This window comes from Paenibacillus rhizolycopersici (assembly GCF_014947195.2).
GTDB lineage: Bacteria > Bacillota > Bacilli > Paenibacillales > Paenibacillaceae > Fontibacillus > Fontibacillus rhizolycopersici.
This window is the reverse complement of the sequence record NZ_JADCNN020000020.1, coordinates 1-13,611: the sequence shown is the minus strand read 5'-3', so window position 1 is coordinate 13,611 and position 13,611 is coordinate 1. Positions and strand designations below refer to the sequence as shown.

15 protein-coding genes and 1 pseudogene are annotated in these 13,611 nt (G+C 54.4%); 13 read left to right on the top strand and 3 right to left on the bottom strand.

The window, feature by feature from the left end:
• Positions 1 to 61: 61 nt before the first annotated feature.
• From IM700_RS18040 to IM700_RS18025, 4 genes are read left to right on the top strand one after another with little or no spacing between them, the layout of a single operon-like run.
• Complete coding sequence (locus IM700_RS18040; RefSeq protein WP_193416599.1) at positions 62 to 697, top strand: Yip1 family protein; 636 nt, start codon at positions 62 to 64, stop codon at positions 695 to 697.
• A 30-nt stretch (positions 698 to 727) separates the two neighbouring features.
• Positions 728 to 1,795 carry an efflux RND transporter periplasmic adaptor subunit gene (locus IM700_RS18035; RefSeq protein ID WP_239484031.1) on the top strand — a complete coding sequence of 356 codons (1,068 nt, stop codon included), beginning with the start codon at positions 728 to 730 and terminating at the stop codon, positions 1,793 to 1,795.
• Positions 1,792 to 2,481 carry an ABC transporter ATP-binding protein gene (locus IM700_RS18030; RefSeq protein WP_193416597.1) on the top strand — a complete coding sequence of 230 codons (690 nt, stop codon included), beginning with the start codon at positions 1,792 to 1,794 and terminating at the stop codon, positions 2,479 to 2,481. Before IM700_RS18035 ends, IM700_RS18030 begins: the two co-directional genes overlap by 4 nt.
• Positions 2,478 to 3,677 carry an ABC transporter permease gene (locus tag IM700_RS18025; protein WP_155607241.1) on the top strand — a complete coding sequence of 400 codons (1,200 nt, stop codon included), beginning with the start codon at positions 2,478 to 2,480 and terminating at the stop codon, positions 3,675 to 3,677. Before IM700_RS18030 ends, IM700_RS18025 begins: the two co-directional genes overlap by 4 nt.
• 92 nt (positions 3,678 to 3,769) lie before the next feature.
• Here IM700_RS18025 and IM700_RS18020 read toward each other — a convergent pair whose 3' ends face one another.
• Positions 3,770 to 4,675, bottom strand: coding sequence for an AraC family transcriptional regulator (locus IM700_RS18020; RefSeq protein WP_155607240.1), 906 nt, complete (start codon positions 4,673 to 4,675; stop codon positions 3,770 to 3,772).
• 219 nt (positions 4,676 to 4,894) lie between these two features.
• Here IM700_RS18020 and acpS point away from each other — a divergent pair, with 219 nt between their 5' ends.
• Positions 4,895 to 5,302: a holo-ACP synthase gene (gene acpS / locus IM700_RS18015; RefSeq protein WP_155607238.1), complete on the top strand. Its 408-nt coding sequence runs from the start codon at positions 4,895 to 4,897 to the stop codon at positions 5,300 to 5,302.
• Positions 5,303 to 5,314: 12 nt separating this feature from the next.
• Positions 5,315 to 6,499 carry an A/G-specific adenine glycosylase gene (mutY, locus tag IM700_RS18010; RefSeq protein ID WP_193416596.1) on the top strand — a complete coding sequence of 395 codons (1,185 nt, stop codon included), beginning with the start codon at positions 5,315 to 5,317 and terminating at the stop codon, positions 6,497 to 6,499.
• A gap of 954 nt (positions 6,500 to 7,453) precedes the next feature.
• On the opposite strand, the gene IM700_RS18005 is transcribed toward mutY, so the two are convergent.
• Positions 7,454 to 7,666, bottom strand: a complete 213-nt coding sequence (locus IM700_RS18005; RefSeq protein WP_193416595.1) for a hypothetical protein — start codon at positions 7,664 to 7,666, stop codon at positions 7,454 to 7,456.
• A gap of 35 nt (positions 7,667 to 7,701) precedes the next feature.
• Positions 7,702 to 8,316 carry a superoxide dismutase gene (locus IM700_RS18000; RefSeq protein WP_155607235.1) on the bottom strand — a complete coding sequence of 205 codons (615 nt, stop codon included), beginning with the start codon at positions 8,314 to 8,316 and terminating at the stop codon, positions 7,702 to 7,704.
• A 360-nt stretch (positions 8,317 to 8,676) separates the two neighbouring features.
• Here IM700_RS18000 and IM700_RS17995 point away from each other — a divergent pair, with 360 nt between their 5' ends.
• From IM700_RS17995 to folE, 7 genes and pseudogenes are all read left to right on the top strand, one after another.
• Positions 8,677 to 9,120 (top strand): GNAT family N-acetyltransferase, encoded by a 444-nt coding sequence (locus IM700_RS17995; RefSeq protein ID WP_155607234.1) that lies wholly within the window; start codon positions 8,677 to 8,679, stop codon positions 9,118 to 9,120.
• A gap of 117 nt (positions 9,121 to 9,237) precedes the next feature.
• Positions 9,238 to 9,834, top strand: coding sequence for a signal peptidase I (gene lepB / locus IM700_RS17990; RefSeq protein WP_155607233.1), 597 nt, complete (start codon positions 9,238 to 9,240; stop codon positions 9,832 to 9,834).
• Positions 9,835 to 9,858: 24 nt separating this feature from the next.
• Positions 9,859 to 10,299 carry a ribonuclease HI gene (gene rnhA / locus IM700_RS17985; RefSeq protein WP_193416594.1) on the top strand — a complete coding sequence of 147 codons (441 nt, stop codon included), beginning with the start codon at positions 9,859 to 9,861 and terminating at the stop codon, positions 10,297 to 10,299.
• 60 nt (positions 10,300 to 10,359) lie between these two features.
• A pseudogene (queG, locus tag IM700_RS17980) lies at positions 10,360 to 11,523 on the top strand (tRNA epoxyqueuosine(34) reductase QueG); the annotation flags it as partial.
• 45 nt (positions 11,524 to 11,568) lie between these two features.
• On the top strand, positions 11,569 to 12,603 hold the full coding sequence (locus IM700_RS17975; protein ID WP_155607231.1) for an HD-GYP domain-containing protein: 1,035 nt from the start codon (positions 11,569 to 11,571) through the stop codon (positions 12,601 to 12,603).
• A gap of 96 nt (positions 12,604 to 12,699) precedes the next feature.
• The gene (locus IM700_RS17970) at positions 12,700 to 12,942 is read left to right on the top strand and encodes a YneF family protein (RefSeq protein WP_155607230.1); all 243 of its coding nucleotides are present in this window, start codon (positions 12,700 to 12,702) and stop codon (positions 12,940 to 12,942) included.
• A gap of 44 nt (positions 12,943 to 12,986) precedes the next feature.
• The gene (folE, locus tag IM700_RS17965) at positions 12,987 to 13,580 is read left to right on the top strand and encodes a GTP cyclohydrolase I FolE (protein WP_155607229.1); all 594 of its coding nucleotides are present in this window, start codon (positions 12,987 to 12,989) and stop codon (positions 13,578 to 13,580) included.
• Positions 13,581 to 13,611: the final 31 nt, after the last annotated feature.

Below are 13,611 nucleotides of genomic sequence, written 5' to 3'. Positions count from 1 at the left end.
AGTCTTTATTTGGAAGTGGTATAGGATGGAGTTAAGTTGGGAGATTTGAGGAGGGGTTTCATTGAAAAACGTATTCACGATTTTTACGGCACCGGAAGAAACGTTTAAACGGGTGCGGGAGAGTAAGACGACTTGGTTGTTCGCGCTTGCGGTGCTGCTGGTTGTCTCCGTTGTGGTGATCTACATGCAGATGCCGACGCTGGAGAAGGAGTTTCAACGGCAGTTCCAGAACCAACAAATCGACGCAGGCATGCAACAAACGTTTATGGCCACGGCGAAAACGACCGCTTACATCATGGGCGCGATCATGCCGGTGATCATGTTGTTCGTGACAGGTCTGCTGCTGATGCTGCTGAATCTGGTGGTTCGCGGGGAAGGCAAATACATGCAGTTTGTATCCATCGCTGCATTTGCAGCCCTGCCGGGCATCGTAGGCAGCTTGATTACGGGGATAATGGTCATGACGATGGACGTTCAATCGGCTACGGACGTTTCGCTTAGCTTAGGGGCCTTTGTCGCCGATAAGTCCAGCCAGACGTATCGCTTACTGTCCTTGATCAATCCGTTCTCCATTTGGAGCCTTGTGTTGTACATTATCGGCTCCTCGGTAATTATGAACCGGCCGCGCAAAACGGTGGCCACCTGGATTATTGCAGCTTGGGTTGTCATTTCGCTGGGCTCTCTGCTGCTGAGTTAAGTCCGCAATTATACATAAATAGGATAGGTGATGGACTTGTTCAAGAAGAAATGGTTTTGGGGTGCCGTCGTAGGATTGGCCGTCGTCGCGTTGGTGATCACCAATATGGTGGGGCTCAATCGGGCGGCCGAGGTGAAGACCGCAGAAGTAACGATGGGGAAGATCGTCGAGCAGATCTTTACGAATGGCAAGCTGGAGCCAGGACAGACGACGGCAGTATATGCGCCGGCTAGCGGCGTAGTGGGAGCTTTGAAGGTCAAGCAGGGCGATACGGTCAAGAAGGGACAGATTCTATTAACGCTTAGTATGGAACAGGTCAAGGACCAGCTAGAGAAGGAGCAAATTAATCTGCAATTGACCGAAGCAGAGCGGCTGGCGGCTAAGAAGCAGCATTTTGAAAGCTTCAAGCAGGCGTTTACCGAAAACCCCGACCAGGAGCCGAAGGAGCTGGACCTCACTGCCTATGATTTACGTATCCGATCCAGTCAGTTAACGATCGAATCCCTGGAGAAGCAGCTCGCAAACCAGCAGGTGCTGGCTCCTGCGGACGGCGTGGTTACCTCTCTAACAGCGAACGCAGGACAAATGCTTGCCGAAGGCGGAGAAATCGCGAAGATTGCCGATGTGAGCAGTCTGAAGGTAACGGCATACCTGAACGAGTTGGATGCAGGGAAAGCGGCGCAAGGGATGAAGACCGTCGTTACCGGCGAGGCCTTCACGGACAGTTATGACGGCACGATCTCTTACCTGGCTCCAACGGCAGGGCTGTCCGATCCGACATCCAAGGATACATCGGTGGAAATGAAGGTCAGCCTGGATCAGGCATCGCCGGAGCTTCGTCCAGGTTATAACGTGACGGTCGAAATGGAGATTCCCGACAAGGAACGGTTGCTCGCGCCGATCGACGCGGTTCAGTACGACGGTGAGCAGGCGTACGTCTTTAAGGTCCAGGACGGGGTTGCCGTTAAGGCACTTGTCACAACGGGCAAGGAAGGCGAAGAACAAATCGAGCTGCTCACAGGGGTGACCGCGGGTGACCTCGTGGTTGTCGAAGGCGGCGACAAACTGCAGGACGGCGCTAAGGTGAAGGTTCGATGATTACGCTGGAAGGAATCACCAAAGTATATAAAAACGGTCCTCTCGAGGTGCAGGCCTTGATGCCGCTCGACTTGAATATCGAAAAAGGCGAGTTCGTAGCGATCATGGGCTCGTCGGGCTCCGGCAAGTCGACGCTGATGAACATAATCGGCTGCCTCGATATCCCGACCGCCGGTAGCTATGAGCTGGATGGAGATCCGGTGCAGTCCCTGAGCGAGGAGGAACTGTCCCGGGTGCGAAACCGTAAAATCGGTTTTGTCTTCCAAAGCTTTAATCTGCTGGGCCGACAAACCGTCTTGCAGAACGTCACGCTGCCGATGATGTATGCCGGCATTTCCCGGGAGAAGCGCAACGAACGGGCGCTCGAGCTGCTGGGCAGGGTTGGACTAGCCGAACGGGTCAAGCATCGTCCAAATGAGCTTTCCGGGGGGCAGAAGCAGCGGGTCGCAATCGCCCGGGCACTAACGATGAACGCGCCAATCTTATTGGCCGACGAGCCAACAGGAAACTTGGATACGAAATCGTCCTATGAAATCATGGAGTTGTTCAAAGAAATTCATGCCGATGGCACGACGATTGTGCTCGTTACCCACGAGCCGGATATCGCCGAGAATGCCGACCGAATCATTACGTTTGGGGACGGCCGGATCTTAAGCGACAAGCGTAAAGGAAGTGTTAGCCTATGAGCATTTGGGAGAGTATCCTCGTTGCCCTGGACAATCTCCGAATGAATAAGCTGCGTTCCTTCCTGACGATGATCGGCATCGTCTTTGGCGTCGCCGCGGTGGTTACGGTCGTGTCCATCGGGCAAGCCGGCCAAAGCTCGATTATGTCCGAAATGTCGAATTACGAAGATGGATATTTCCTGATTTATCCGAACTATAACAACGGAGAACCCGATGACAATACCTATTTCCGGCAGCGGGAATTAGCTGAAATCCGTAAGCTTCCGGGGGTGCGTTACGTTTCTGCGTCGTCGTCCTACGGCATGACGAGCAAATTTAAGAAGGACGATTTGCAATTCAGCGTGACCGGGACGACTTCGGAATCGCCGAAGCTGCAAAAAATCGATATGGTGGCAGGGCGCTTTTTCAATTCTCAGGAGGAACGGGCGCGTCAAAAAACCATTGTGGTCGAGGCCAAATATGCAGATAAAGTATTTGGGTCTGCGCAAGGGGCAATCGGCCGGAAGATCCAGTTATCCGGGGGACTGTTCCGGATCGTTGGGGTGTATAAGGTGCAGGAGAGCCTCATGAGCGGGATGGGCGGAGAGCGTTATTCCGCTTACGCACCCATTACCGCCATGCCTACGGACGGGGAAGGGCCAAGTGACCGGCTAGGCATGATCGAAGTCCTTCCCACTTCGCCGGAGAGAATGGACGAAACGGTGGAGTCGATCAAATCCTGGTTGGCGGATCGGAAGAACGTGAGCAAGGACGCATATGTCTCGGAATCGGCAAAAGATGCCGAGCAAATGATCAAAAGCACGTTCTCCATCCTGCAGACGATTATCGGCTCCATCGCCGGCATTTCCCTGTTGGTCGGGGGGATCGGGGTCATGAACATCATGCTGGTCTCCGTGACGGAGCGGACTCGGGAAATCGGGATCCGTAAAGCGATCGGCGCAACGCCAGGGACCATCATGCTTCAGTTCATGATTGAAGCGGTGATTCTCTCGTTCTTTGGCGGGACGCTCGGTGCGTTGCTCGGTTTATTAGCGGCCTGGGTGTTTGCATTGATTTCGGGTTGGCCGTTTGTCGTCTCGGTTTGGGCGATTTTGCTGGCTTTCGGATTTTCGGCCGCGGTGGGTATTTTCTTCGGGTTGTATCCGGCGAACAAAGCGTCGAAGCTGCATCCGATCGAATCGCTGCGGTACGAGTAGCCCTATTTATAAAGTGAAACAACCCGTTCCTCCGTACGGAGGAACGGGTTGTTTTGTTTGTGGGGCTGCTGGGCCTGACAGATAAGCCAGGATTAGGCTTTCGCGCCAGCCGGTTGAACTGGAATGTAAATGTCGATCTGTTTGTCTTCCTTCGGCCAGCAGCGTTCGTCGTACCATTCGAAATCGGGTGCAGCCACTTGCTCATAGCCGGACGACGGGAACCAGTTGGTGAAGATCTCGTCCCAGGTTTGCTGGATGGATGAGGTGAAGTCAGCTTCGCCGGCTGGCGGAGTGGTGAAGATGGCATAGGTGGCCGGCGGGATTCGAAACTCGGTTAGGCCTTCTTGAACCTCAGCCGTTTCGTCGACCTCAAAGCCGATGATATAACGGAACGTGCCGTCTTCGTCCACGGTGGTGCAGACGCCCAACTCGACGTTGGGGTGAAGCTTACCGGGCACGCGAGAGGCCCATTGTTCGCGCATGTACTTTTGCCAGAAAGCCGGGATGTCTTTGTGATTTTCCCCTTCTACGGTAGACGTTTGCAGCGAAAATCCCAGGATACGCATGGACGGAACTTGCTCGATACGGTATTGCATGTCATAATCTCCCCAATCGTAAGAAATTTGGGCAACGAAGTCTCGAAGCGGGTTGGCCCTAGGCACCAGGTAAGGCGGGCAGCCGCGGCGGCGGCATTCCGTCGGCAAGATCCCGTACATTTTCCGGAAGGCTCGGGTGAAAGCTTCGTGGGAGCTGAAGCCGCAATGCAGCGCAATATCGAGTACCTTCATGTCGGAATGGGCCAGGAGCTCGGCCGCTTGGGATAGTCTTCGCTTTCGGACGTAAGAGGTCATCGTATCCCCAACGAAGTAGAGGAACGTGCGATGGAAATGGTATTCGGAGTAAAACATCGCCTTGGCCACCTCGGCTAACGTAAGCTCCTCGCCTAGCCGCGCTTCGATATATTCGATGCTTTGTTGAATGATGCGGATTTGGTTCATAACTTCCTCCAGACCGGTCTATGCCTATAGTATAGCTGATAGATGGATGCTCTTCTTGATCAATCTTGCGGTTGGTGAGAAAGGGATCATTTCCGTTCTCACCAAGACTCGCACCGCTGCGGGTTCCCTGATACAATGGGGGAAGCGGCCGTCTACGGACTAGTCCCGGACGAGACGCCAGGATAGAAGGAAGAAGATAGAAGGAAGAAGGGCTGCCTTTTGATTTTCGGAATCGGACATGACATCGTCGAAATTCATCGCATGGAGCGCTTGTTGAACAAGGCGATCGGCGAACGGTTTCGGCGGCGGATCTTGACCGCAGCGGAGCTGGAGTTGCCGGGTCAATCGGCTCGTCCAGCGGAGTTTTTGGCGGGGCGGTTCGCGGCCAAGGAAGCGGTCAGCAAGGCGTTTGGCTGCGGGATCGGCCAGGTGCTCAGCTTTACCGACATGGAGATCTTGCCCGATGCGAACGGGAAGCCGTCGGTTTCATTGACTCCGGAGGCATGGGAACGGCTGGGGTTAACTGGAGCGAATCGTCCGGAGGACGACGGATACGCCATACATCTTAGCATTACGCATGAGCGGCAGCTGGCTTCGGCTTTTGCTGTGGTGGAACGCGTGAAATAGAAGGAGAGCAACATGCGGGGAAACAGGGAAACACGGATATTTTTCAGTACGGAGCTGCTCGGCTGGTACGAGCAATCCAAGCGGGACCTGCCTTGGCGCAGGCACCGCGATCCTTATTATATTTGGGTGTCGGAGATTATGCTGCAGCAGACGCGCGTGGATACGGTTATTCCGTATTTTCAACGGTTTATTGAGCGCTTCCCGACGATTGCTGATTTGGCGGAGGCGCCGGAGGAAGACGTGCTGAAGTGCTGGGAAGGGCTTGGTTATTATTCGCGGGCCCGCAATCTGCAAGCGGCGGCCAAACAGGTCATGGAGCGGCACGGCGGGATCGTGCCGAATACCAAGGCGGAGGTGTCCGCCTTGAAGGGAGTTGGCCCGTATACAACCGGGGCCATCCTGAGCATCGCATTTAACCGCCAGGAGCCGGCGGTGGACGGGAACGTCATGCGGGTGCTGTCACGCTACTTCCTGATTGAGGAAGACGTGGCGAAGGTCGGGACACGCACCCTCATGGAGGAACTGGCCGCGGAGCTGATCCCGGAAGGGCGGGCCTCCGACTTCAATCAGGCCTTGATGGAGCTGGGCGCGCTCGTCTGCACGCCCAAGTCGCCGCAATGCCTGGTTTGCCCGGTGATGGCCCGCTGCGCCGGCCGGCTTGAGGGCGCAGAGGAGCGCCTGCCGGTCAAGAGCAAGGCGAAGCCGCCGCGACCGGAGTACCGGCTCGCCGCCCTCGTCGAAGGCGGCGGGGCATTGTCCGGCCGCGTGCTCGTGCGCCGGCGGCCGGACACGGGGCTGCTCGCACGGATGTGGGAGCTGCCCCATATCCCCGCCGACGCCGTGCCGGGCGAAGGCGCCGGCTTGCCCGACGGCCCGGCGATGGACCGGCTGGCGGCGGTTCTGGCCGCCGCCGGGGTGCCCGCCCGGCCGGGCGGGGCGCTGCTGAACGCGGAGCACACGTTCAGCCACATCCATTGGAATCTCCGCGTCTTTCGCTTTGACGCGGAGATTCCAATGCGGGCGCTGGCCGGCGGGGGCGTCAGCCCCGCGGCCGTGGCCGAGACCGCCGCGGCGTATGACGCGGCGGGCGGCGAAGACACAACCTCCGAGTACCGGTGGATCACTCGGGAGGACATGGACAACCTGGCGTTCCCGAACGTTTTCCTGCGCATTCTGAACGGATATTTTGGCTCGTAGTGGAGTGAAGTCGGCAGGAAGCGTGACTGTATATGAGATGTGGTCGGACAGGAAGCCGAGGAGTGTAGTGTAAGGCAATTCAACGGCGACTGGTTGGTGCCAGGCACGATGGTGGATCGGTGCGAGGTACAGTCATAGAACGTTGAACGTTGGATGGATCGATAAAGGATCTGGGACAGCAACTTGTAACAAGGGCGAGTGACTCATTAGAGGTTGTGTAGCAGGTGCAGCAGCAATGTAGCGTTATAAAGTGTTCTTATGTTCAGCATCGGAGCATTTGGGACATTAATCAGCCAGATAGCGGTAAAATTTACCGCTATTTCACTGATAGCACCTGTTTAGTGCAAAATAGCGGTAAATTGTACCCTTATTTCGGGCATCAGCGCCATCTGGAGCTGTAATCCGGCCCAATAAGGCCATAATTTACCGCTATTTGCGTGCGAAGCGCATCCCCGGGTAACGATAGCGGTACTTTTTACCGCTATTCAGCCGTGACAGTATAGAGTCGGCTTCTTGTCTCGTAGAGTGGTGAATGATGGTGGGGAGCGATAAAAGGATCTAGGACAGCAGCTAGTAACAGGGGCGAGTGACTCATTAGAGGTTGTGTAGCTCGTGTGGTAGCAATATAACGTTATAATATCACCTTATTTGGCCCACCCCACCAATTTTGGGTGCAAATAGCGTTAAAAAGTGTTCTTATATTCAGCATCAGAGCTCATTTGGGACATATTTTGGCTGAATAGCGCTAAAGTTTACCGCTATTTCACCGGAACCATTTGTATAGAGCCCAATAGCGGTAAATCGTACCCTTATTTCGGGCATCAGCGCCATTTGGAGCCGTAATCCGGCCGAATAAGGCCATAATTTACCGCTATCCGGCCGCAACAGCAAAAAGGGAAGGCGTCTACACGCCTTCCCTTTTTGCTGCTCTCGGAGCCCTTGCGCAGTTGCTCATTACATCATGCGGTTCTCCACGGATTTCATATGGTTTTGCGTATCCGGTTCGCGGTGCTCCTCGCCCTCGACTTTACCGAGGTCGGGGGTTGCCCCGCCGCCGGTCACGTTGTGGGCGAAGTTCGTGAATTGCTGCTTATGCGCGTCCTCGGCGTGTTTGGTGGCGAGGAGCTCCTCCGGGTCATTTGTCAATTTACGCTTTTGCTTTGCCATAGATGTTCCCTCCTTCGTAAGTAATCAACGCGGCTTTATTTCTTCGCAGCTTCGTAAAGCCGGTTCACTTCGTCCCAGTTAATAATGTTCCAGAACGCCGCGATGTAATCCGGCCGTTTGTTTTGGTACTTCAAGTAATATGCGTGTTCCCAAACGTCGAGGCCGAGAATCGGCGTCAAGCCTTCAGAGAGCGGGTTGTCTTGGTTTGGCGTGCTGGTGACGGAGAGCTTGCCGTCTTTGCCAACGACAAGCCAGGCCCAGCCGCTGCCGAAACGGGTCGTCGCGGCTTTGGTGAAATCTTCTTTGAACTTATCGTAACCGCCGAGATCGCTGTCGATCGCGGAGGCAACAGCACCGGTTGGCGCACCTCCGCCGCCGGGGCCGATGACCTTCCAGAACAAGCTGTGATTGGCATGTCCACCTCCGTTATTGCGCACGGCCGTACGGATATTTTCTGGAACGGCGTCCAGGTTGGAGATAAGCTCCTCCACGCTTTTGCCCTGCAGGTCAGGCGCACTTTCCAGAGCTGCGTTCAGGTTGGTTACATAGGTATTATGGTGCCGGTCATGGTGGATATTCATCGTTTGTTCATCAATATGAGGTTCCAATGCGTTTGCCGGATAGGGCAACGCAGGCAATTCATGTGCCATGTTCGATCTTACCTCCCGTTTGAATTGGATCAAGTCTCGTCATCCTTGTGTAAAAAGTTAGCAGGAAAGCCCCTTCCGTATTACACCTGCATAACAATCCTATTATTGGTAATGCATAAAAATATATGCATAACTGTGAGTCGGTTAAGGACATTTTGCGAAAGTTCATAATTGTAAACGCTTAATATAAAGCGCTTTCAGAAGAAAAATGATGTATTTGGGGGATATCTATGGTTTAATGGACAAGGAAAGAGTTTTTTCCTCGTTTTTTGTCTGGAATCAAATATTCGGTTGATGTAAAACAGGGGGGTTCTTTTTTTACATCGGCCTATCTTGCGTGAAGAAAAGGGAGATCATAGCATGCGTATTCGTTCCTTTCAGTTGAGTGATGTAAATCAAGTGATGGAGCTATTGCAGGTGGCCTTATCGGAAGATTGCTACGAAGATACCAAGTGCGCGTTTGCCAGACAACTTTCCTGGGATTCCGAACTGATTATGGTTGCGGAAGTCGAGGAAGAGATCAAAGGGGTATTGATCGGGACGATCGATCAGAATACGGGATGCATTTATCGCATGGCCGTGCACCCTGAGTACCGTCGGCGCGGCGTCGGCCGCAGCCTCGTTTCCGCGATGGAACAACGATTCCAGCAGCGGAATGTCCGTCGGATTATGGTCGCCGGAGACGAACACAATAAAGCGATCATGCCGTTGTATGAAGCGATGGGCTATGGAGCCAGCAAGTTTTTGGAAGCATTCCAGAAGCTTGGCATCGCGGCAGCTCGGACATTGACGGGATCCAATTGATGAAAAACGTCCCGAAGCAAATTCGGGAAATGTTGAAGCATATCTTCCATCCATTGCAAATGGGTGAAGGATATGCTTTTCTATTATATAGATTGTTTAAATTTGATGAGGTGTAAGATGGAACCGGTCATGGATTCGGAAAGCAAGGCACAAGCGGACCTCGAGGGATCCGCCGGCAAGCCGCAGAGTCGCTGGGCTGCGGAAATATGGGAAATGTTGAAGACGATCGTCATCGCCTTCGTGATCATGATGCTGTTAAACGTATTCGTGTTTAATTTGTCGATGGTGAAGGGGCAGTCGATGCAACCTACCTTGGAGGAGCAGGAGCGGCTGTTCGTGGACAAGATGGTGTACCGGTTTGGCCATCCGAAACGCGGCGAAGTCGTTGTGCTGAAGGATCCCAGCGTCGATGCCGATCGGAAACCGTTTCTGGTTAAGCGAGTCGTGGCGGTACCGGGTGATTCGGTCGAGGTACGGGACGGCCAATTGATTATAAATGGGGAGTCCCAGAACGAACCGTACACCGACTCGGCGATCGAAGACGGTGACATGTCGGAGGTTCAACTCGGCGCGGGGGATTATTTTGTGATGGGCGATAACCGCCATGCCGGACGGAGCAAAGACAGCCGTTACTTTGGCACCGTGAAAGAGAAATGGATCGTTGGCCGTGCTGAATTCGTTTTTTGGCCGATTGCCAAGATCCGTGATTTATAAGCCGTTTGTTTGGGAGGATGAATCGTGAAGGAAGTTATGATATATACGGACGGGGCCTGCTCCGGGAATCCGGGTCCAGGGGGATGGGGCGCAGTGCTGCTGTTTAACGGGCATCGCAAAGACCTGTCCGGCGGCGAGAAAATGACGACGAACAACCGTATGGAGATTCAAGCGGTCATTTCAGCGCTCAGCCATTTGAAGGAGCCTTGCCAGGTGAAGGTCTACAGCGACTCCGCCTACGTGGTCAACTGTTTTCAACAGAATTGGATCCGCGGGTGGCTTAAGAACGGATGGAAGAACAGCAAAAACCAGCCTGTCGAGAATCGCGACCTTTGGGAAGAACTTTGGCGGCTCATGGGCATCCACAAGGTGGAATACGTGAAAGTGAAGGGGCATAGCGACAACGAGCTGAACAATCATTGCGACCTGTTGGCTCGGGAAGCGATTAAGCGGTTGTCCTCTTGAAAAATAATGCTTTGTTACCATAACAGCAACATGAACAGCAAGGAGGGGGAAGAGATGCCGATGACGGAAACTGGCTTTGCCCGTTTACCGGCTGGGGATAGCCGCTGGGCCGAGCTGAAGCGGGAGATCCAGGAAGCGGCGGCGGAGCTCGGCATCGACGATGTCGGATTTGCCAGCGCTGATCCGTTTGTGTCGCTGAAAGCGATTCTGGAGGACCGGCGCGACAAAGGTTACGAATCCGGCTTTGAAGAGCCGGATCTAAATAAACGGGTGTATCCGGAATTGTCGCTTACGCAGCCGGCTTCGCTGATTTCGATCGCGGTAGCGTATCCGTCGAAGATGGAGAATCCTCCGAAGTCGGCGCCTGGCGAGCGGCGGGGCATCCTGGCTCGTTCCGCCTGGGGACAGGACTATCATCAGGTGCTCCGCGAAGCGATGGAGAAGCTTGAGGGCTTTATCCGCGAACGCGTACCCGAAGCGCGAATCGAAAGCATGGTTGACACCGGGGCATTGGTAGATCGAGCGGTGGCGGAGCGGGCAGGGATTGGCTTCAAGGGCAAAAACTGCGCGATCATTTCCCCGAAGTGGGGCTCGTGGATTTACCTCGGCGAGTTGATCACGAACGTGCCGTTTCCTCCGGACTCGCCGGTAACGGAGGACTGTGGCGACTGCACCAAGTGCATCGACGCGTGCCCGACGGGAGCGTTAGTTGGCCCCGGCGAACTGAACGCACAGCGTTGCATTTCTTTTTTGACGCAGACCAAAGGGTTTGTAGATGAAGAATTTATGGTTAAAATCGGCAATCGTCTGTACGGCTGCGATACGTGCCAAGTCGTCTGCCCGAAGAACAAAGGCAAGTCATGGAACCATCGGCCGGAGCTGGCGCCGGACCCGGAGAAGGTCAAACCGCTGCTGCTGCCGCTGCTAGACTTAAGCAATCGCGAATTTAAGGAACGTTTCGGTGACAGCGCCGCAGCCTGGAGAGGCAAGAAACCGATCCAACGCAATGCAGTTATTGCGCTAGGTAACTTCAAAGATCCGACTTCCGTGCCGAAATTAATAGATATACTGCTTCATGATCCACGTCCAGAGCTAAGGGGAACCGCAGCTTGGGCATTAAGCCAAATCGGGGGCATGGAGGCCGGAGAAGCGATCGGCCGGGCGCTTGACGCCGAGCAGGAGGAAGAAGTGCGGGTTCGGCTTCGGACCGCCGAGCAGAAGCTGCAGGCTTCCATCGGGGATTGATATCCGGCAAGGGGGATAACATAGATGCGTTTCATCAATATCGAGGATATCGAACCGGGGCAACATCTGGGGAAAACCGTGTATTCGGCTAACGGGACCGTGTTATTGTCGTCAGGGGTTCAGCTTACGGTGTTCATGATCAACACGCTGAAGCGGATCGGCGTAACGATGTTATATATTAAGGATCCGGATTACGAGGATATCGAAATCGAAGACGTGCTCAGCGAATCGACCAAACAGGCGGTGTTCCGGGAGATGTCCGAAACGCTGCAGGCGATCCGCTCCGGGAAGGACTGGAGCACGCGCAAAATCAGCAACAGCGTCGACTCTCTGCTGACCGACGTGTTGAATAGCAAGGAAGTGTTGTTGCAGCTTACCGATATTCGGACGGCGGATAATGCCGCCTATCTTCACGCGGTTAACGTCAGCCTGATTTCGTCCATGATTGGACTTAACCTGGGGTTGGGATATTCCCAACTCAAGGATTTGGCCATCGGCGCGATGCTGCACGATATCGGCAAATCGTTGGAACTGCCAGAGGGAGCCGATCCAGAGGACCCCAAAAACCACCATACGTGGCGGGGATACGAGTTGCTGCGTCATAAACGCGAATTTAATCTGCTAATCGCCCATACGGCGCTGCAACATCATGAGCGTCCGGACGGTAACGGCATACCGCGGAAGCTCGCGGGAGAGGAAATCCATCTGTTCCCGAGGATCGTCGCGGTCGCCAATATGTACGACAACCTGATCAGCGGCGGAAGTAAGGATGGGCGGGTTTTGTTACCGCATGAGGCCTGCGAGCATATGATGGCCTGCTCCGAACAGGAGCTGGATCACGAGGTGCTTGTAGAATTTACGCGCATCATCTCCGTTTATCCGAACGGAACCTCGGTCCGGCTCGGAACGAAGGAGACCGGCGTGGTTGTAAGGCAGCACCGGGGATTGCCGGGCCGACCGGTCATTCGGATCGTGCGGGGAACCGGCGACGAGTTGGACGTGAACGAAGTCGACCTGGCGACGGAAACCACGTTGTTTATCGAGGCGGTTTTGGCCTGAATCCTTGAATCGCGGCAGGCTGGATGCTATGATATTTGGAGTGCGCCGGCCTTTATAGCAGGGGCTGCACGATTATAATCCAGGGGTGGCTGAAGCATGGATATCGTTATTCCAATCATTACTTTAATCGTCGGGCTGGTCGGCGGCTTCGCGATCGGGGTATTTTACCTCCGCAGACAGCTAACGAAGATGCAGAGCGATCCGGAGATGCTGCAAAAGATGGCGAAGCAAATGGGGTATAACCTGAACAGTAAACAGATGCAACGCGCGCAGCAGATGATGAAAAATCAAGGCGGACAAGCGCCGGTACCGGGCCGTCCGACAAAGAAGAAAAAATAATGAAACGTTTCACATATTTCATGTGAAGGGAGGAGGCGCTGAAGATGGCTGGATTGAAAGATTATGTAAACAAGCAGGTAGGCGACAATCGGGAGCAAATTGAACATCATGTTCGGGAAATCCTGAAATTGATCGGGGAAGACGTGGAACGTGAAGGACTACTCGAAACCCCGGCCCGGGTGACCCGGATGTATGAGGAGATTTTTGCCGGATATGAAGTGGATCCCCGTGACGTACTGGGCGTGACCTTCGAGGAGAATCACGAGGAACTCGTCATTGTCAAAGATATCGTCTACTACAGTCAATGCGAGCATCATATGGCGCCTTTCTTCGGTAAAGCCCATATCGGCTATATTCCGAGCGGCCGGATCGCCGGGCTCAGCAAACTGGCCCGTCTGGTTGAAGCGGTGACTCGCCGCTTGCAGGTGCAGGAGCGGATTACTTCGCAGATTGCTGACATCATGGACGAGGTACTGCAGCCGAAAGGCGTGATGGTTGTCGTCGAAGGCGAGCATCTATGCATGTGCGCCCGCGGCGTCAAGAAGCCGGGCAGCAAGACCGTAACCTCAGCCGTACGCGGAAGTTTCCGCAAGGATGCAGCCGCTCGGGCGGAGTTTTTGTCGCTCATCAAAAATTAGTTTTTCATAAAAGACCTTTGGTTTCGAGGAT